This window comes from Brevibacterium sp. CT2-23B, from assembly GCF_013168765.1.
Lineage (GTDB): Bacteria > Actinomycetota > Actinomycetes > Actinomycetales > Brevibacteriaceae > Brevibacterium > Brevibacterium sediminis.
On record NZ_JABBYK010000006.1, the window covers coordinates 1 to 17,409 of the forward strand.

16 protein-coding genes are annotated in these 17,409 nt (G+C 63.2%); 10 read left to right on the forward strand and 6 right to left on the reverse strand.

What is annotated here, in order from left to right; all coding sequences use genetic code 11:
- Positions 1-301: 301 nt before the first annotated feature.
- The gene (locus tag HIM68_RS14795; protein WP_139468527.1) at positions 302-994 is read right to left on the reverse strand and encodes an SOS response-associated peptidase; all 693 of its coding nucleotides are present in this window, start codon (positions 992-994) and stop codon (positions 302-304) included.
- Positions 995-1,028: 34 nt separating this feature from the next.
- Here HIM68_RS14795 and HIM68_RS14800 point away from each other — a divergent pair, with 34 nt between their 5' ends.
- The 5 genes from HIM68_RS14800 (at position 1,029) to HIM68_RS14820 (ending at position 5,816) form a co-directional block, all read left to right on the forward strand.
- Positions 1,029-1,544 (forward strand): MarR family winged helix-turn-helix transcriptional regulator, encoded by a 516-nt coding sequence (locus HIM68_RS14800; RefSeq protein WP_139468528.1) that lies wholly within the window; start codon positions 1,029-1,031, stop codon positions 1,542-1,544.
- 134 nt (positions 1,545-1,678) lie between these two features.
- Positions 1,679-2,845: an acyl-CoA dehydrogenase family protein gene (locus HIM68_RS14805; RefSeq protein WP_139468529.1), complete on the forward strand. Its 1,167-nt coding sequence runs from the start codon at positions 1,679-1,681 to the stop codon at positions 2,843-2,845.
- Between the two features lies 1 nt (position 2,846).
- Positions 2,847-3,902, forward strand: a complete 1,056-nt coding sequence (locus HIM68_RS14810; protein ID WP_172173563.1) for an enoyl-CoA hydratase/isomerase family protein — start codon at positions 2,847-2,849, stop codon at positions 3,900-3,902.
- Positions 3,899-4,675 carry an enoyl-CoA hydratase gene (locus tag HIM68_RS14815; RefSeq protein WP_139468531.1) on the forward strand — a complete coding sequence of 259 codons (777 nt, stop codon included), beginning with the start codon at positions 3,899-3,901 and terminating at the stop codon, positions 4,673-4,675. The genes HIM68_RS14810 and HIM68_RS14815 overlap by 4 nt, the downstream gene beginning before the upstream one ends.
- A gap of 169 nt (positions 4,676-4,844) precedes the next feature.
- Positions 4,845-5,816 carry an NAD(P)H-dependent flavin oxidoreductase gene (locus tag HIM68_RS14820; protein ID WP_367647557.1) on the forward strand — a complete coding sequence of 324 codons (972 nt, stop codon included), beginning with the start codon at positions 4,845-4,847 and terminating at the stop codon, positions 5,814-5,816.
- A 109-nt stretch (positions 5,817-5,925) separates the two neighbouring features.
- Here HIM68_RS14820 and HIM68_RS14825 read toward each other — a convergent pair whose 3' ends face one another.
- The gene (locus tag HIM68_RS14825) at positions 5,926-6,975 is read right to left on the reverse strand and encodes an App1 family protein (protein WP_139468533.1); all 1,050 of its coding nucleotides are present in this window, start codon (positions 6,973-6,975) and stop codon (positions 5,926-5,928) included.
- Between the two features lie 2 nt (positions 6,976-6,977).
- Positions 6,978-7,976 carry a tryptophan--tRNA ligase gene (gene trpS / locus HIM68_RS14830; protein WP_172173569.1) on the reverse strand — a complete coding sequence of 333 codons (999 nt, stop codon included), beginning with the start codon at positions 7,974-7,976 and terminating at the stop codon, positions 6,978-6,980.
- Between the two features lie 243 nt (positions 7,977-8,219).
- Here trpS and HIM68_RS14835 point away from each other — a divergent pair, with 243 nt between their 5' ends.
- A complete protein-coding gene (locus HIM68_RS14835; RefSeq protein ID WP_172173572.1) occupies positions 8,220-10,442 on the forward strand; it encodes a carbon starvation CstA family protein in 2,223 nt (740 codons plus the stop codon).
- Positions 10,439-10,675 carry a YbdD/YjiX family protein gene (locus tag HIM68_RS14840; protein ID WP_172173575.1) on the forward strand — a complete coding sequence of 79 codons (237 nt, stop codon included), beginning with the start codon at positions 10,439-10,441 and terminating at the stop codon, positions 10,673-10,675. Before HIM68_RS14835 ends, HIM68_RS14840 begins: the two co-directional genes overlap by 4 nt.
- Positions 10,676-10,784: 109 nt before the next feature.
- Here the strand turns inward: HIM68_RS14840 and HIM68_RS14845 are convergent, their stop codons facing one another.
- A complete protein-coding gene (locus HIM68_RS14845; protein ID WP_172173578.1) occupies positions 10,785-11,600 on the reverse strand; it encodes an exodeoxyribonuclease III in 816 nt (271 codons plus the stop codon).
- 86 nt (positions 11,601-11,686) lie between these two features.
- On the opposite strand from HIM68_RS14845, the gene HIM68_RS14850 reads away from it, so the two are divergent.
- Positions 11,687-12,175 carry a GNAT family N-acetyltransferase gene (locus HIM68_RS14850; RefSeq protein WP_139468538.1) on the forward strand — a complete coding sequence of 163 codons (489 nt, stop codon included), beginning with the start codon at positions 11,687-11,689 and terminating at the stop codon, positions 12,173-12,175.
- Between the two features lie 93 nt (positions 12,176-12,268).
- Here HIM68_RS14850 and HIM68_RS14855 read toward each other — a convergent pair whose 3' ends face one another.
- Together HIM68_RS14855 and glyA are read right to left on the reverse strand one after the other, a co-directional pair.
- Entirely contained in the window at positions 12,269-13,150 is an 882-nt protein-coding gene (locus tag HIM68_RS14855; protein WP_172173581.1) for a bifunctional methylenetetrahydrofolate dehydrogenase/methenyltetrahydrofolate cyclohydrolase, read from the reverse strand.
- On the reverse strand, positions 13,150-14,424 hold the full coding sequence (glyA, locus tag HIM68_RS14860; RefSeq protein WP_139468540.1) for a serine hydroxymethyltransferase: 1,275 nt from the start codon (positions 14,422-14,424) through the stop codon (positions 13,150-13,152). Before glyA ends, HIM68_RS14855 begins: the two co-directional genes overlap by 1 nt.
- A 168-nt stretch (positions 14,425-14,592) precedes the next feature.
- Here glyA and purU point away from each other — a divergent pair, with 168 nt between their 5' ends.
- Positions 14,593-15,444 (forward strand): formyltetrahydrofolate deformylase, encoded by an 852-nt coding sequence (purU, locus tag HIM68_RS14865; protein ID WP_172173584.1) that lies wholly within the window; start codon positions 14,593-14,595, stop codon positions 15,442-15,444.
- A gap of 119 nt (positions 15,445-15,563) precedes the next feature.
- Positions 15,564-17,084, forward strand: coding sequence for a sodium/proline symporter PutP (putP, locus tag HIM68_RS14870; RefSeq protein ID WP_172173587.1), 1,521 nt, complete (start codon positions 15,564-15,566; stop codon positions 17,082-17,084).
- The last annotated feature ends 325 nt before the right edge of the window (positions 17,085-17,409 follow it).

Genomic DNA, 17,409 nt, shown 5'->3' on the forward strand with positions numbered 1-17,409 from the left:
ACGAGCGTGTTCACTGGGGGTATCAGTTTCTGTTTGCACTTTTCGTCTTGAGACTCGCTGTGCCAGCGGATGTCTACTCTACATGGTTGTTCTGATCCGCGCAACTCGAAGTTCATCTTCGGTTTGCCCGTATCGTTCCCGATCAGAGCGACTGTTGCCGTTCCTTGCGGCCTGGCAACCTGGACAACAATACACACATCTTCGGCCACCTGCAAAACCGCTCCGCACGTGCCCACTCCCCCACTCCGAAAGACCCCGAGATCTCGGGCGAACGTCTCCGCCGCACAGCATTAAGAGAGACCTACGCCACGGGTTCGGCGAGTTCGGGAGAATCGTTGCGGACGTTTCCGACCGCTTTGCCGACCTTGTGCCGAGTGACGCTGGCGGGATCAACCTGATCAAGTGTCGCCGCCAACAGGTCCGGCACATCATTCGTCAGGACTCCAGGGTCGATCCAGTCACTGATCTGGTCGCGCCCGAGGAACACGGGCATCCGATGGTGGACATCGCTGAGGTGCCCCGCGGACTCCATCGTCAGGATCGTCGTGGAGACCAACCAGGTCTCATCCGGCTGTTTCCAGAACTCGAAGAGTCCCGCCATGAAGAGGGGGTCTTCGCCGGCAGCGGTCATCATCCATGGCTGCTTGCCGTCTTCTGTGTTCTCCCATTCGTAATAGCCCGGAATCGGCAGCGCACAGCGACGACGTCGGATGGCCTGCCGAAACATCGGCTTCTCGAGCACTGTCTCGGAACGGGCATTGAATGCCTTGAAGCCGATTTTGGGATCTTTCGCCCATGCCGGCACCAGTCCCCAAGACGCGGTTTCGAGACGGCGATGAAGCTGACCATCCTCGTCGAGTCGTTCGACGACGATCGGCACGAATGACCCCGGGGGCACATTGAAGCGCGGCGCGTAGTCATAGGAGACGACATCCAACCGCAGCTCATCAGCGAGATCCGCAGGATCGAGAGACATATTGAGTCGACCGCACATGCGCCCATCTTCTCACTTCACTACACTGTCGACAATGGCGGCAGAAGAGAATACAAGTACGGGGTTCGACCCGATCGAAGAGTCCCGTCGACAATGGCTGGCCCACGGATGGGACGATGCAGCCGATGGAATGACGACAGTGATCTCAGTGATGAGGATCCACCAGCTGTTCCTGGCCCGAGTCGATGCCGCCCTCAAGCCCTTCGCGCTGACGTTCTCGCGCTATGAGGTGCTCACTCTCCTATCCTTCACACGAGCCGGGACCCTGCCGATGTCGAAGATCTCCGCTCGACTGCAGGTGCATGCGACCTCGACGACGAACTCTGTCGACCGCCTCGAGAAGGCCGGCCTCGTCGCCAGACGCAGCCACCCCGATGATCGCCGGACGACGCTCGTCGACCTCACTGATGCCGGTCGCGAGCTCGCCGCTCAAGCAACGAAGGCGCTCAACGCCGAGGTCTTCTCCTCCCCCGATTTCTCCGGTATCGACCTCGACTCTCTGCTCCCCCACCTCGAAACACTGCGCTCGGGACTCGAAGCCGGCGCCTGAGCCGACCGAAGCCGGCCGCCGAACGGACCATCGGTCATCGGGGCCGCCTCGGCGAGAAATTAGTTGGATGTCCAAGTAATATGGACGTATCGTGGTGTCGATCACCGAATAAGCGTCCGATTCTTGGAGGAATCATGTCCCGCAGTACAGCCGCTGCCCTACCTTTCGGTCTCACCGACGAACAGCAGACCGTCGCCGGGATGGTGCGTGAGTTCGCCGATACCGAAGTCGCCCCACACGCCCTCCAATGGGATGCCGAACACTTCTTCCCCGTCGACGTCATCAGGAAGTCTGCCGAACTCGGAATGGGAGGCATCTACGTCAGCGAGGAGTCCGGCGGAACCGGAATGGGCCGGATGGACGCAGCGCTGATCTTCGAAGCGATGTCGACCGGATGCCCCTCCGTCGCCGCCTATATCTCCATCCACAACATGGTCGCGTGGATGATCGACAAGTTCGGCAACGACGAGCAGAAGACGACGTACCTCGAGAAGCTCGTCTCCATGGAGCACCTCGGCAGCTACTGCCTGACCGAGCCCAATGCCGGCTCCGATGCGGCCGCCCTGCGCACCTCCGCCCGTGAGGACGGCGACCACTATGTGCTCAACGGAGTCAAACAGTTCATCTCCGGCGCCGGCACCTCGGATACCTACCTCGTCATGGCCCGCACAGGCCAGGACGGAGCGCGTGGAATCTCCGCCTTCATCCTCGAGAAGGGTATGGAGGGTCTGAGCTTCGGCCCCAATGAGCAGAAGATGGGCTGGCGCGCACAGCCGACCCGACAGGTGATCATGGAGAACGTGCGGGTTCCGAAGGAGAACATGCTCGGCGCGCCCGGCCAAGGCTTCAAGATCGCGATGTCCGGACTCGACGGCGGACGTCTCAACATCGGCGCCTGCTCGCTCGGCGGCGGTCAGGCCGCGCTCGAGAAGGCCATCGCCTATATGGGTGAGCGCCAGGCCTTCGGCACCGAGCTCTCCGGATTCCAGGCTCTTCGCTTCGAGGTCGCGCAGATGCAGGCCGACCTCGAGGGTGCTCGCTCCCTGCTGTGGCGGGCCGCAGGAGCCTATGACGCAGGCGATCCGAACACCTCTCTGCTCTCGGCCATGGCCAAGCTCAAGGCCACCGACACCGGTTTCGATGTCGCGAACAGGGCACTCCAGTTGCACGGCGGCTACGGCTATCTGACAGAGTATGGAATTGAGAAGCTGGTGCGTGACCTGCGAGTCCACCAGATTCTGGAAGGCACCAACGAAATCATGCGCGTGATCATCTCGCGCAAGAGCACAGGAGTGGGCTGATATGACAGAACCTTCGGCAGAGCAGGCGGACGCCTCCGTCATCACCTCGGTAAACAACGGGGTCGGCCGAATCGAACTCAACCGACCGAAGCTGATCAATGCGCTCAGCCAGGACATGGTGGGTGCCATCGATGACGCCCTCAACGCATGGCGCGACGACGAAGCGGTCAACCTCGTCCTCGTCACCGGTCGCGGGGAACGCGGTCTGTGTGCGGGCGGCGACATCAAGGCCGTGTACAACGACATCGTGGCCGGCAGCGACGAGAACGCGAGATTCTGGAACCGCGAATACAAGATGAACTTCGCAATCTCTGAGTTCCCCAAGCCCTACGTCGTCATCATGAACGGCATCACGATGGGCGGCGGAGTCGGCATCTCCGGACACGGATCGCACCGCATCGTCACCGATTCGACGAAGGTCGGAATGCCGGAGACCGGAATCGGGCTCTTCCCAGACGTCGGCGGCACCCACCTGCTGGCCAACGCCCCCGGAGAGCTCGGCACCCACCTTGCGCTGACCGGGCAGCCCGTCGGGGCCGGCGCTGCGATCGCACTGGGCCTCGCCGACTACTTCGTCCCTGATGCGCAGATCCCCGATATCATCGCCGAGCTCACCGATGGCGAGGACCTCGACGCGGTCATCGGCCGATATTCGTCCGATGTTCCGGACAACGAACTCGCCGAGGCGGCCGACTGGATCAACGCCTGCTACGCCGGCGACGACGCCGAAGCCATCGTCGCGGCTCTCGCCGCGCACGAGAACCCCGATGCCCAGGCCACCGCTGAGCTCATCGGCACGAAGGCCCCCACCTCGGTGAAGGTGACCCTGGCTGCGATCAGGAACGCCGCATCGATGAACCTGGCCGACGTCCTCGAACAGGACTACCGGGTCGCCGTCACGCTCACCGGCCTGCCGGACCTCAAGGAGGGTATCCGCGCGCAGGTCATCGATAAGGACCGCAACCCGCAGTGGAGTCCCGCCTCGCTGGCCGAGGTCTCCGACGAACAGGTCCAGTCCATCCTCACCACCGACCACGAAGACAAGGTGTTCTCATGAGCGAATTCGAAACCATCCTGACCGACGTCGCCGACGGCGTCGCCACCATTACGATCAACCGACCGAAAGCGCTCAACGCGCTCAATCTGCAGGTGCTCACCGACATCACAGATGCCGCGACGGCCTACGACGCAGACGATTCGATCAAAGCGATCATCATCACCGGCAGCGAGAAGGCCTTCGCCGCCGGCGCAGATATCAAGGAGATGTCGAGCCTCGACTTCTCGACCGCATACAAAGCTGACTGGTTCGCCGGTTGGACCCGGCTGACCGATGTGCGCAAGCCCGTCATCACCGCCGTCGGCGGCTACGCCCTGGGCGGCGGCTGCGAACTGGCGATGATGGGCGACATCCTCATCGCGTCGACGAAGGCGAAGTTCGGACAGCCCGAGATCAACCTCGGCGTGCTCCCGGGCATGGGCGGATCGCAGCGACTGACCCGCGCCATCGGCAAGGCAAAGGCCATGGACATGTGCCTGACAGGCCGGATGATGGGCGCCGAGGAGGCCGAACGTTCCGGACTCGTCGCCCGCATCGTCGAACCCGAAGCGCTCCTGGACACGGCGAACGAGATCGCGCAGACGATCGCGTCGAAGTCCCGCATCGCCTCGGCGATGGTCAAGGAAGCGGTGAACACCGCATTCGAGACGACCCTGGAGCAGGGACTGCGCTACGAGCGCCGACTCTTCCATTCGTCCCTGGCCACGAATGATCAGTCCGAGGGCATGGCCGCCTTCGTCGAGAAGCGGGACCCGAACTTCACGGATTCCTGATCCAGCTTCTTATCACTGCCGAAGGCGCAGACTCCTCGGAGAGTCTGCGCTTTCGTCGTCTGATCAGCCGAAATGCGGGCCAGGAGACGAAAGAGAATGTGTTCCGTATCGCATTTAACAATCGTTCAGTTAGAGTGAGTGTATGCATTCATCTTCGCAAGGAGGCACCGTGACAAACTTCACCGATCTGCGCTCCCAACTCCGTCTGCCCGTCGTCGGCTCCCCCATGTTCATCGCCTCGGGGCCCGAATTGGTCAAGGCCCAGTGCCAGGCCGGAATCGTCGGATCCTTCCCATCGCTGAACGCCCGTCCCGCCTCGCAGCTGACCGACTGGCTCGATGAGATCTCCGAGTCGAACGCCGCCCACACTGCGGCGAATCCGCAGCAGCCCGCCGCTCCGTTCGCAGTCAACCTCATCGTCCACCGGTCGAACAATCGCCTCGAGGAGGACCTCGCCGAGGTGGTCCGCCACCAAGTGCCGATCGTCATCACCTCGCTCGGTGCCCGTGAGGAGGTCAACGAAGCCGTCCACTCCTACGGCGGTGTCGTCCTCCACGACGTCATCAACAACCGCTTCGCCAACAAGGCCGTCGAGAAGGGCGCCGACGGCGTCATCGCCGTGGCCGCCGGTGCCGGCGGGCACGCCGGGGCGCAGTCGCCATTCGCCCTGGTTCAGGAGATCCGCTCCTGGTTCGATGGCCCCCTGCTGCTGTCGGGCGCCATCGCCCACGGCCGTTCGATCCTTGCGGCTCTGGCCGCCGGTGCCGACTTCGCCTACATCGGCTCGGCCTTTCTGTCCACGCCCGAGGCGAATGTTGTCGACGACTACCGGACGATGATCGTCGAATCCGGCGCCGACGACGTCGTGTACTCGAACTACTTCACCGGTGTGAAGGGCAACTACCTGCGCGGATCCATCGTCGCCTCGGGCCTCGACCCGGACAATCTGCCCGACGCCGATCCCACGAAGATGGACTTCAGCTCGTCTTCGGGTTCGGACTCGAAGGCCTGGAAGGACATCTGGGGCTCGGGACAGGGCATCGGTGCGCTCGGCCAGCAGCGGACGACCGCAGAGCTCGTCGAGACATTCGCTGCTCAGTTCGACGAGGCGAAGCAGCAGCTGCAGGCGCAGCTGGGCTGATCCGACCGAGCGCCTCAAAGACCACCTCAGCACCAATTGCTACCTGACGGCGGCCCAGCAACCTCGCGCGAGGTTGCTGGGCCGCCGTCAGGTAGCGGTGAGGTTCCGTTCAGATCGTCGAGATGATTCCTCGTTCCGTCAGACGAGAGGCCAGTCCGGCGCCGTCAGGGGCGTAGATCCACGGCACGCCTTGGCCGCGACCGTGGCGCTTCGACCGTCCACCGGCCCACACGGCCTCACCGACGGTGAGCTGTCGGATTGCCACGGCGGCGACATTCTTCGGATGATTCTCGACGAACTCCCCGTAGATCTCCTCGTCGTTCTGCCCGTCGTCACCGATGAGCAGCCACTTCATCCACGGGAACTCCCTGGCCAGACGTTCCAGCGAATTGCGTTTGTGCTCCTTGCCTGACCTGAACACCCGTGTCGTCGTCGGACCCCAGTCGGTGAGCAGCAGCGGGCCCATCGGATAGAGGTTGCGGGACAGGAAGCGCTTGAGCGTCAAGGCAGAGTTCCACGCCCCCGTCGACAGATAGACCATTGGAGTGTCCGGGCGCATGAAGGTGATCCGGTCATAGAGCACGGCCATTCCCGCCACCGGGGACCTCGCATGCTCGCTGAGGACGAAGGTGTTCCACGCGGCGAGGAAGGGACGCGGCAGCGAAGTGACCATGACCGTGTCGTCGATATCGGAGATGATGCCGAAGGTCGAGTCCTCACCGATGATGCGCACAGCGGCAGAGTCGACGAGCGAGCCGTCGGTCCACAGTTCGATCTCCGTCTCCCCCGGCTCGAAGTCTCCGGGGATCACGGTGTCGATGATGCCTCCGCGATCGGAGGTGACCATATGCTCTTCGTCGTTCACGCGCACCCATGCGGTGTCATTGGGCAGAGGCACACTGACGAAGGACTTCCACCCGCGGATGCTCGCGTGGACATCGGCGGCCGGCTGACCGTTCGGGGTGAGCACCAGGCGTCCGAGCACCCGCACCCAACCGGTCCCGCCGTAGGTGTCGTAGGCGATGACGGTGCGATGATAGGCGTGGTCTGTGGCCCGATTCTGGATCCAGCCGTTGAACCGGTCCTCCACCCGCGCAGCAGTGTGGAGCATATCCGGTGTGAGGTTGAGCGGCCCCTCTTCGGGTTTCTTCTTCGCCACGATCAGATGAAGCCGATCTTGTCATAGACCTCGCGCAGGGTCGCCTCGGCGATGGCGCTGGCCTTCTCCGCCCCGCGATCGAGGATCGCCTGCAGCTGGGTCCGGTCCTCGAGGAGCTCCAGCGTCCGCTCCCGCACCGGTGTCAGGGTCTCCACAGCCACCTCGGCGAGGTCGACCTTGAGGTGACCGTACATCTTCCCTTCGTACTCGGCGACGATATCGTCGACCGAACGTGAGGTCAGGGAGGAATAGATCGTCAGCAGATTCGACACGCCCGGCTTGTTCTCCGGGTCGAAGGCGATCTCGGTTCCGTCGTCAGTCACGGCGGACTTGATCTTCTTCGTCAGGGCCTTCGCATCGTCGAGGATGTCGATGCGTCCCTGCGGGCTGGGCTGGGACTTCGACATCTTCGCGCCAGGATTCTGCAGGTCATAGATCTTCGCGGTCGCCTTGAGGATCTGCGCCTCGGGGACGGTGAAGGTCTTGCCGAACCGATAGTTGAAGCGTTCGGCGAGGTTGCGGGTCAGCTCGAGGTGCTGGCGCTGATCCTCACCGACGGGAACGAGCTGCGGGTTGTACAGGAGGATGTCGGCGGCCATCAGCGCCGGGTAGGTGAGCAGCCCCAGGGACACATGCTCCTGCTTCGCGGACTTGTCCTTGAACTGGGTCATCCGGCTGGCCTCACCCATCGAGGTGGTGCATTCGAGGACCCAGGACAGCTGCGGATGGGCGGGCACCTGGGACTGGACGAAGATCGTCGACTTCTCCGGATCGAGACCGGCGGCGATGAACTGCGCGGCCGTGCGCAGGGTGCGTTCCCGCAGTTCGGCCGGGTCCTGCTCGACGGTGATCGCGTGCATGTTCGCGATGAAGTAGAAGGCATCGTGCGACTCCTGGTGAGTCACGAACTGCTGCAGGGCTCCGATGTAGTTGCCGAGATGAAGGGAATCGGAGGTGGCTTGGATACCTGAGACAGTGCGTGGCTGTGAAGAGTTCGTCATAGTCCTATGATGCCATCTCCCCTGTCGGGTCTGTTCAGGCGTCCGGTCTGGTGTCAGAGATCACGCTCGGCCGCGGACCAGCGGTATAGTTCGTACCAGATCACATGATTCGCCAAGGTGTCTCCCAGTTCTCGAACATCTGTCGAGCAGCGGCCAGCGAAGGTCTGATCATGCTGAGAACTCAACAATCCCGACGCGTCATCTCCTACGGACCTGATGCGTCGTCTCTCAAGGAGGAGGACTATGTCGGTCGAATACATCAAGACCGAGGGCGACCTTCCGCCGGTCGCCGTGGTCGAGAAGCCACGCTGGACACCGGCGAAGATCGTGCTGTGGGTGGCCATCGCCCTCATCGCCGGCGCGGGCTGGTCAATGATCGCGTTCGTGCGCGGTGAAGAGCTGTCGGCCAGCTGGTTCGTCGCCGCAGCCGTCGGCAGCTACCTCATCGGCTTCCGCTTCTACGCGAAGCTCATCGAATGGAAGATCTGCCGCCCGAACCCGAAGCGAGCCACCCCGGCAGAACTCAACGACAACGGCCGCGATTTCGCGCCGACCGACCGCCGGGTCCTGTTCGGCCACCACTTCGCCGCGATCTCCGGTGCCGGCCCCCTCGTGGGACCGATCCTCGCAGCCCAGATGGGCTACCTGCCCGGAACCCTGTGGATCGTCTTCGGCGTCGTGCTCGCCGGCGGTGTCCAGGACTATATGGTGCTGTTCTTCTCCATGCGCCGCAACGGCCGATCGCTGGGACAGATGACTCGCGATGAGCTCGGTCGAACGGGCGGAATCATCGCCTCCATCGGCATCATCCTCATCATGGTCATCCTCATCGCGGTCCTCGGCGTCGTCATCATCAACGCGCTGGCCGAAAGTCCCTGGGGCGTCTTCTCCATTGCGATGACCATCCCGATCGCTGTGTTCATGGGCATCTACATGCGCTACCTGCGCCCCGGCAAGGTCGTCGAGACCTCGGTCATCGGCATCGTGCTGCTCGTCATCGCGATCATCGCCGGCGGTTGGGTCCACAACTCGCCGTTCTGGTCCGAGATCTTCCACCTCGACAAGGTGACTCTGGCCTGGTGCCTGATGATCTACGGATTCCTCGCCGCCGTGCTTCCGGTGTGGGTGCTGCTGGCACCGCGCGACTACCTGTCGACATTCATGAAGATCGGCACCATCGTGCTGCTGGCTGTGGGCATCCTCATCGTCAACCCGACCGTGCAGATGCCTGCGCTGACCGAATTCGCGTTCAACTCGGCCGGTCCGGCGTTCGCCGGTGCCCTGTTCCCGTTCCTGTTCATCACCATCGCCTGTGGAGCTTTGTCGGGCTTCCACGCTCTCATCTCCTCAGGCACGACTCCGAAGCTCATCGAGAAGGAGACGCAGGCTCGCCTCATCGGCTACGGCGGCATGCTCATGGAGTCCTTCGTCGCCATCATGGCGCTGGTCGCCGCGATCTGCCTCGACAAGGGCCTCTACTTCGCGATGAATGCCGCCGAACCGCTCACCGGCGGAACAGTGCAGGGCGCAGCGGACTTCATCAACAACTCCTTGGGCATGTCCGGGGTGGAGACGAGTCCGGAGATCCTCGATCAGGCGGCCAAGGACGTCGGTGAGGAGAGCATCGTCTCTCGCACCGGCGGCGCCCCGACGCTGGCGATGGGAATGGCGCACATCCTCCACAACGTCTTCGGCGGGCCGGCCTGGATGTCTTTCTGGTACCACTTCGCCGTGATGTTCGAGGCCCTGTTCATCCTCACCACGATCGATGCGGGTACCCGCGTGGCCCGTTTCATGCTCTCGGATGCGCTCGGCAACTTCTCGAAGAAGTTCCGGGACCCCTCGTGGACTCCAGGTGCGTGGCTGACGACGGCCATCATGGTGGCCGCCTGGGGATCGATCCTGCTTATGGGAGTCACCGACCCCCTCGGCGGAATCAATACGCTGTTCCCGCTCTTCGGCATCTCGAACCAGCTGTTGGCCGCGATTGCCCTGGCCGTCGTCTTCGCCATCGTGTGCAAGATGGGTCTGGCCAAATGGGCGTGGATCCCCGGCATCCCGCTGGTCTGGGATCTGGTGGTCACGATGGTCGCCTCGTGGCAGAAGATCTTCTCCTCCGACCCGAAGCTCGGCTACTGGGCTCAGCACTTCGCATACAAGGACGCGCTGGCGGCGGGAGAGACCTCCATGGGCAATACCGAGGGCGTCGCGGCGATGAGCGCAGTCGTGCGCAACACATTCGTTCAGGGCACCCTGTCGATCGTCTTCGCGCTTCTTGTCGCGATGGTCGTCGTCATGGCAGTCTGGAAGTCCATCGAGGCCATCAGGAAGGGGTCTCTGCCGACGACGGAGGAACCCTTCGTCGAGACGAAGATGTTCGCTCCGGCCGGTCTCATCGCTCGCAAGCCCGAGCGTGAGCTGCAGGCGCAGTGGGACGAGCATGCAGCAGGAAGGCAGAAGGAATGAGCACCGCACATCCGCTCAGCCGCATCGCCAGCGATCCGTGGGGATCCCTGCGCCGAGGCGGGGCCTGGCTCCACTGGTACCTCAAGGAGATCATGGGCGAGAACGCCTATATCCACTACCTCGAATCCTACGAGCGCCGACACGGCACCCGTGAGGGTGCGATGGAGGAGAAGGCCTTCTGGCGAGATCTCACCGATGAGCAGGACCGCAATCCCAAGGCCCGCTGCTGTTGAGATTCTGAAGCTGCCTGCGTCTCAGAACGCAGAGAGGACAGCAAAGAGCCCGGGGCTCAGGACATTTCGTCCTGAGCCCCGGGCTCTTCATCTGTCGTTCGGTCTGCGGTCAGGCCTGGACGGACGGGAGGTCGTAGTCGATGACCAGCGGAGCGTGGTCCGACCAGCGTTCGGCCCAGCTGTCGGCTTTGTCCACGGTGGCCTTGACCGCGGTTTCGGCCAGGGCCGGAGTGGCCATCTGATAGTCGATGCGCCATCCTGTGTCGTTGTCGAAGGCCTGACCGCGCATCGACCACCAGGTGTAGGGTCCGTCGATGTCGCCGCTGAGTTCGCGGTGGACGTCAACATAGCCGATCTCACCGAAGAACTTGTCGAAGTAGGCTCGTTCCTCCGGGAGGAATCCGGACTTCTTCCGGTTGGCTTTCCAGTTCTTCAGGTCGCGTTCGGTGTGGCAGACGTTGAGGTCGCCGGTGATGAGCACATGGTCGGCGGTCTTCGCCAGCTGCGGCATCCGTTCGATCATGCGGTCGAGGAACCGGTACTTGTCGTCCTGTTTGGGGGTGTCGGCCTCACCGGAATGGACGTACGCGGACACAAGGGTCAGAAGCGATCCGTCGCCGAGGCGGAAGTCCGTCTCCACCCAGCGTCCAGCCCGGTAGAAGTAACCGTCGTCGCCGAGTCCTTCGCGCACCGCCTCGGGTTCGGTGCGGGCCATCACGGCGACGCCGGCGCGGCCCTTCGCCTCGGCATCATGGCTGATCGTGGTGTATCCGGTGTCGGCAAGGACACCGTGCGCGATATCGTTCGCGGCGCGCACTTCTTGGAGGGTGATGAAGTCCGGTTTCGCTGCATCGACCCAGGTGGGCATCCCCTTTCGCCATGCTGCGCGGACTCCGTTGACGTTGACTGAAGCAATCCGAATCATGTGATCTATGATGACATGGAGCGCACTATTCTTCCGGGACGGGGCGTTATAGAGTGAGGGTAAGTACGAACACATCAGGAGGCGCAATGGCCGTTGACGAAACTATCGACACCGAGCAGCTGAGCATCAGTCCGCTCGATGAGGTCGACGCCCGCGAGATGCGCGAATTCCTGCTCGACGCCCAAGCCAACTTCTGGGGAGACCGCGATCTCAGCGGTGACCATGATGCCTACTGGTTCCGTCAGTTCGTCACCTCGGGGCTCGTCGCCCGCTACCGTTCGGAGATCGTCGGATACCTGCTCGGCGTCATTCCCCATGATGGTCCTGCCTACATCCACCTGGTGGCAGCGCGGTCGGATTTCCGTCACCAGGGAATCGGCCGTCATCTCTACCAGCACTTCATCGACCATTCCCGTCAGCTCGGTGCCTCCTCGGTTCAGGCGACGACGATGCCGGAGTCCTCGGGTGCGATCTCGTTCCACTCGTCCATGGGCTTCAGCGGAGAGCTCATCGAGGACTATGCCGGCCCGGGCAACCCGCGCGTCTTCTTCGAGCTCAAGTTCCCCGAGGACTGAGCACCCGGCACCGCCCACCCTCCCAGAACTACCTGACGGCGGCCCAGCAACCTCGCGCGAGGTTGCTGGGCCGCCGTCAGGTAGTAATAGGGGTCAGTTGGCTGAGCGTTGGGCGGTGTCGACGACATTCTTGAGCAGCAGGGCTCGAGTCATCGGTCCGACGCCTCCGGGGTTCGGTGAGACCCAGGACGCCACCTCGGCGACCGCCGGATCCACGTCTCCGACGATCTTCGACTTCCCCGTCTCCGGGTCCGTCTCACGCGAGACTCCCACGTCGAGGACGATCGCTCCGGGTTTGACCGCCTCCGCCTTCACGATGCGAGCCGCCCCGGCGGCCGCGACGATGACATCGGCCTGAGCCAACAGCTCATCAAGATTGCGCGTACCGGTGTGCGTCAGGGTCACGGTCGCATTGTGCTCACGCCGAGTCAGCAGTGCACCGATGGACCGGCCCACGGTGACCCCGCGACCGATGACCACGACATGCTTGCCGGCCAGATCGATGCCGTTGCGGGTGATCAGCTCGATGACACCGCGCGGAGTGCACGGCAGCGGAGTGGTGATCTCCGAGTTCACGTTGAGCACGAGTCGGCCGAGGTTGGTCGGATGCAGGCCGTCGGCGTCCTTAGCCGGATCGATGGCTTCGAGGATCGTGTCCGTGTCGATATGGTCCGGCAGCGGAAGCTGCACGATGTAGCCAGTGCATGCGTCATCTTTGTTGAGCTCGTCGATGACCGCCAGCAGCTCTTCCTGGCTTACCGACTCGGGCAAGTCGCGGCGGATCGAACTGATTCCGACCTCGGCACAGTCACGGTGTTTGCCCGCGACGTACCACTTCGAACCGGGGTCCTCCCCCACCAGCACTGTGCCGAGGCCCGGAACGATTCCGGATTCTGCCAGGGTCGCCACCGCCTCGGTGAGTTCAGCCTTGATCTGCTTCGCGCAGGCTCTGCCGTCGAGGATCTGTGCACCCATCAGTACTGCTCCAGTCCTTCGTAGAGGGGGAAGTCGTCGCTCAGCTTCTTCACGCGTGAGGCGAGTGCCTCGACGTCGGCACCGGGCTTGAGCGCCTCGGCGATGACGTCAGCGACCTCGGTGAATTCGTTGTCGCCGAATCCGCGGGTGGCCAGTGCCGGGGTGCCGATGCGCAGCCCCGAGGTGACCATCGGCGGACGCGGGTCGAAGGGCACGGCATTGCGGTTGACGGTGATGCCGACCGAGTGCAGAAGATCTTCGGCCTGCTGTCCGTCGAGGGCGGAGTTGCGCAGGTCGACGAGCACGAGGTGGACATCGGTGCCGCCGGTGAGCACGGTGGCTCCGGCGTCAGCGACGTCGGAGGCCAGCAGGCGCTCAGCCAGGATCTGAGCACCGCGCACGGTGCGTTCCTGACGTTCCTTGAACTCGGCAGAGGCCGCGAGCTTGAACGCCACGGCTTTCGCGGCGATGACATGCATGAGCGGTCCACCCTGCTGTCCCGGGAACACCGCGGAGTTGAGCTTCTTCGCGTACTCCTCCTTGCCGAGGATGAAACCGGACCGGGGCCCGCCGATGGTCTTGTGCACCGTCGAGGACACGACATCGGCGAACGGCACCGGGTTCGGGTGCAGACCGGCGGCGACGAGTCCGGCGAAGTGGGCCATATCGACCCACAGCTTCGCCCCGACTTCGTCGGCGATATCGCGGAAGGCCTGGAAGTCCAGCTGACGAGGGTAGGCCGACCAGCCGGCGACGATGACCTCGGGGCGGTGTTCGAGAGCCTTCTCGCGCACCTTGTCCATATCGATGCGGTAGGTATCGGGGTCGACCTCGTAGGAGGCGACATCGTAGAGGCGTCCGGAGAAGTTGATCTTCATACCGTGGGTGAGGTGCCCGCCATGGGCCAGGGACAGCCCGAGCATCTTGTCACCCTGACGGGCCAGAGCGTGCATGACAGCGGCGTTGGCCGAGGCACCGGAATGGGGCTGGACGTTCGCGTAGTCGGCGCCGAAGAGGCTCTTGGCGCGGTCGATGGCGAGGTTCTCCGCGACGTCGACGTATTCGCAGCCGCCGTAGTAGCGCTTGCCGGGATACCCCTCGGCATACTTGTTCGTCAGCACCGACCCCTGTGCTTCCAGCACGGCGCGCGGGACGAAATTCTCCGAGGCGATCATCTCGAGCGTCGACCGCTGGCGGCCCAGCTCGAGGTCGAGGACTTCGGCAATCTGCGGGTCGATGTCGGCAAGCGAAGCCTGCATCGAGTTTTCGGTCATGAGTACTCTCCTGTGGCATCCGATGATGGGAGCGAGGCAGCGCGCAAACCGCGGCCGTCACCCGGCACCATGCTAACAGCGACGCCGCCTGCTTCCGGGGCCGCGACCGCCATCCGGATGCCGACTCGGAGTGGGCGTTGAGCGCAGCCACCGATTAGGATCGAGTCCATGAGCTGCGAATGGATCCTGAGAGTCACCTGCCCCGATTCGACCGGCATCGTCCACGCCGTGACCGGGGTGCTCGCGGGCCTGGGCGGCAACATCACCGAATCCCAGCAGTTCTCCTCCCCCGATTCTCGTCAGTTCTTCCTGCGCCTGCAGTTCTCGACGCCTGCAGAGACCACGGCCCAGACCGTGGAAGAGGCACTCGCCGAGGTGGCTCCCCGGTTCGCGATGACTGTGAGCCTGCAACCGGTGGAGAAGAAGACCCGCACCCTGATCATGGTGTCCAAGGCCGCGCACTGCCTCAACACTCTGCTGTTCCGGCATTCGGCCGGTCAGCTGCCCATCGACATCGTCGGCATCGCCGGCAACCATGCCGATCTGCGTCCGCTCGCCGAATTCCACGGCCACGATTTCCACCATATTCCGATCACCCGGGAGACGAAGGCCGACGCCGAGGCGAGGCTCTCGACTCTCGTCGATGACCTCGAGGTCGAACTCATCGTCTTGGCCCGATACATGCAGATCCTCTCCTCCGACCTCTGCGCCCGCCTCGAGGGCCGGGTCATCAATATCCACCATTCGTTCCTGCCGAGCTTCAAGGGCGCGAAGCCCTACCATCAGGCGCATGCCCGAGGCGTGAAGATCATCGGCGCGACTGCCCACTACGTCACCAGTGACCTCGACGAGGGGCCGATCATCGAACAGGATGTGGCCCGCGTCGATCACAATCAGGCGATCGCCGATTTCGTCCGGCACGGTCAGGACGTCGAAGCGGCCGTGCTCGCTCGGGCCGTCGCTTGGCATGCCGAAGGCCGCGTGCTCATGGACGGCCATCGCACCGTCGTCTTCGACTGAGCCTGCCGCTCCTGCAGTGTCGCTGTGTACTCTCGCAACAAGGAGGTGCACAGGAAATTCACACCTGCGACCTCTTGTCCTGTAAGGTCGGCTCGGCCTATCGAAGGAGCTGAGCTCAAATGTCGGAAACCACTTTCCGCACGATCGCGATCGTCCTCTACTTCATCGGCATGCTGGCCATCGGCTGGTTTGCCTACCGCAAGACGAAGAACAACCTCGACGACTACATGCTCGCGGGACGTGGACTGCGACCCAGCGTTGCCGCGCTGAGCGCCGGCGCCTCCGATATGTCGGGGTGGCTGCTCATGGGTCTGCCCGGCGCCATCTACGTCTCCGGGCTCATCGAAGCCTGGATCGCTATCGGCCTGACCGTCGGCGCCTGGGTCAACTGGAAGATCGTCGCGCCTCGGCTGCGTGCGTTCACGGAGAAGGCCGGCGACTCGATCACGATCCCCAGCTTCTTCGAACAGCGGCTCAAAGACCGGACACGACTGCTGCGCATCGTCTGCGGCATCATCATTCTGGTCTTCTTCACCTTCTACGTCTCGTCGGGCATGGTGGCGGCCGGCAAATTCTTCGAGTCGAGCTTCGGACTCAACTACCTCGGTGGAATGCTCCTCGTCGCCGCGATCACGATGATCTACACCCTCTTCGGCGGATTCCTCGGCGCGACTCTCACGGATGTCGCCCAGGGTCTGCTGATGTTCGCTGCTCTGGTGGCTGTGCCGATCGTCGCCGTCATCAACGCCGGCGGGCCGACGACGGTAGTCAACAACGTCACCGAAATCGATCCCGGTCTGCTCAGCCTCTTCGGCTCAGACGAATTCTGGACCTTCGCGACGATCGCGTCGATCGTGTCCGCCCTGGCCTGGGGACTGGGCTACTTCGGCCAGCCGCACATCATCGTGCGCTTCATGGCCCTGCGCACTCCCGCCGATGCCACCGTCGCTCGGCGCATCGGCGTCGGCTGGATGGCGATCTCGGCGCTCGGTGCCGTCGCCACCGCCATCGTCGGCATCTCCTACTTCTCTCAGCACGCGGATATGGAACCCGCAGACGCCGAAACCGTCTTCCTCGACCTCGCGCAGATCCTCTTCCACCCGTTCATCGCCGGCCTCGTCTTGGCTGCGGTGCTGGCAGCCATCATGTCGACGATCTCCTCGCAGCTCGTCGTCACGTCGTCAGCGCTCATCGAGGATCTGTTCAAGATCGTCGCCCTGAGCACCGGATCCACGAGGACGCTGCAGGACAAGACCTACGTACTGCTCGGCCGCCTCGGCGTGCTCGTCGTCGCCGTCATCGCGGTCGTCCTCGCGATCTCACCATCGAACAGCATCCTCGACCTCGTCGCCTTCGCGTGGGCAGGCTTCGGCGCCTCCTTCGGGCCGATCGTCCTGCTCACTCTGTTCTGGAAGCGTCTGAGCAACTGGGGCGCCCTGTTCGGTCTGCTCTCCGGCGCGGTCGTGGCCTTCGTCTGGGGCCAGGTGAGCACCCCGATGACGGATTCGATCTACGAGATCATTCCCGGCTTCATCGTCAACCTCATCGTCGCCGTGGTCGTCAGTCGCTTCACCTACAAGCACGATGAGGCCTCTGACATCGAGTTCGACGAATCCGTGGAACTCTCCCGCGTGAAGTGAGAACAGACTCGTGATGTGAGAGTCGACGCGAACTGACCGAAGGCCGGGACACGACGGTGTTCTGGCCTTCGTCATATCGAGACGTCAGTTTGGCCCATGGCTTACTTACCGTCGGCGCACTGAACGGATCGCGGCACGTCTGCAGACGCCTGCCCGATCAGACGGGGCGCCGGTCACTCATGCGGTGACATCACATTGCGTTGAGAACCTCAGGTTGCGCACCGGAGTAATCGCTCTTCGTTCCAATCATCTGAATCGAAACCGATAATTGGAACGAAGAGCAATCATTCACGCCGAGGTGGTCGGACAGGTGCGTGAAAACTGA

Coding starts and splice junctions, on each gene's coding strand:
- HIM68_RS14855 (WP_172173581.1), bottom strand. CDS start 13,150: ATGGGTGCACAGATCCTCGACGGCAGAGCCTGCGCGAAGCAGATCAAG.
- HIM68_RS14795 (WP_139468527.1), bottom strand. CDS start 994: ATGTGCGGTCGACTCAATATGTCTCTCGATCCTGCGGATCTCGCTGAT.
- trpS (WP_172173569.1), bottom strand. CDS start 7,976: ATGACGAACTCTTCACAGCCACGCACTGTCTCAGGTATCCAAGCCACC.
- glyA (WP_139468540.1), bottom strand. CDS start 14,424: ATGACCGAAAACTCGATGCAGGCTTCGCTTGCCGACATCGACCCGCAG.
- HIM68_RS14845 (WP_172173578.1), bottom strand. CDS start 11,600: ATGATTCGGATTGCTTCAGTCAACGTCAACGGAGTCCGCGCAGCATGG.
- HIM68_RS14835 (WP_172173572.1), top strand. CDS start 8,220: ATGTCGGTCGAATACATCAAGACCGAGGGCGACCTTCCGCCGGTCGCC.
- HIM68_RS14850 (WP_139468538.1), top strand. CDS start 11,687: ATGGCCGTTGACGAAACTATCGACACCGAGCAGCTGAGCATCAGTCCG.
- HIM68_RS14840 (WP_172173575.1), top strand. CDS start 10,439: ATGAGCACCGCACATCCGCTCAGCCGCATCGCCAGCGATCCGTGGGGA.
- HIM68_RS14805 (WP_139468529.1), top strand. CDS start 1,679: ATGTCCCGCAGTACAGCCGCTGCCCTACCTTTCGGTCTCACCGACGAA.
- purU (WP_172173584.1), top strand. CDS start 14,593: ATGAGCTGCGAATGGATCCTGAGAGTCACCTGCCCCGATTCGACCGGC.
- HIM68_RS14815 (WP_139468531.1), top strand. CDS start 3,899: ATGAGCGAATTCGAAACCATCCTGACCGACGTCGCCGACGGCGTCGCC.
- HIM68_RS14800 (WP_139468528.1), top strand. CDS start 1,029: ATGGCGGCAGAAGAGAATACAAGTACGGGGTTCGACCCGATCGAAGAG.
- HIM68_RS14810 (WP_172173563.1), top strand. CDS start 2,847: ATGACAGAACCTTCGGCAGAGCAGGCGGACGCCTCCGTCATCACCTCG.
- putP (WP_172173587.1), top strand. CDS start 15,564: ATGTCGGAAACCACTTTCCGCACGATCGCGATCGTCCTCTACTTCATC.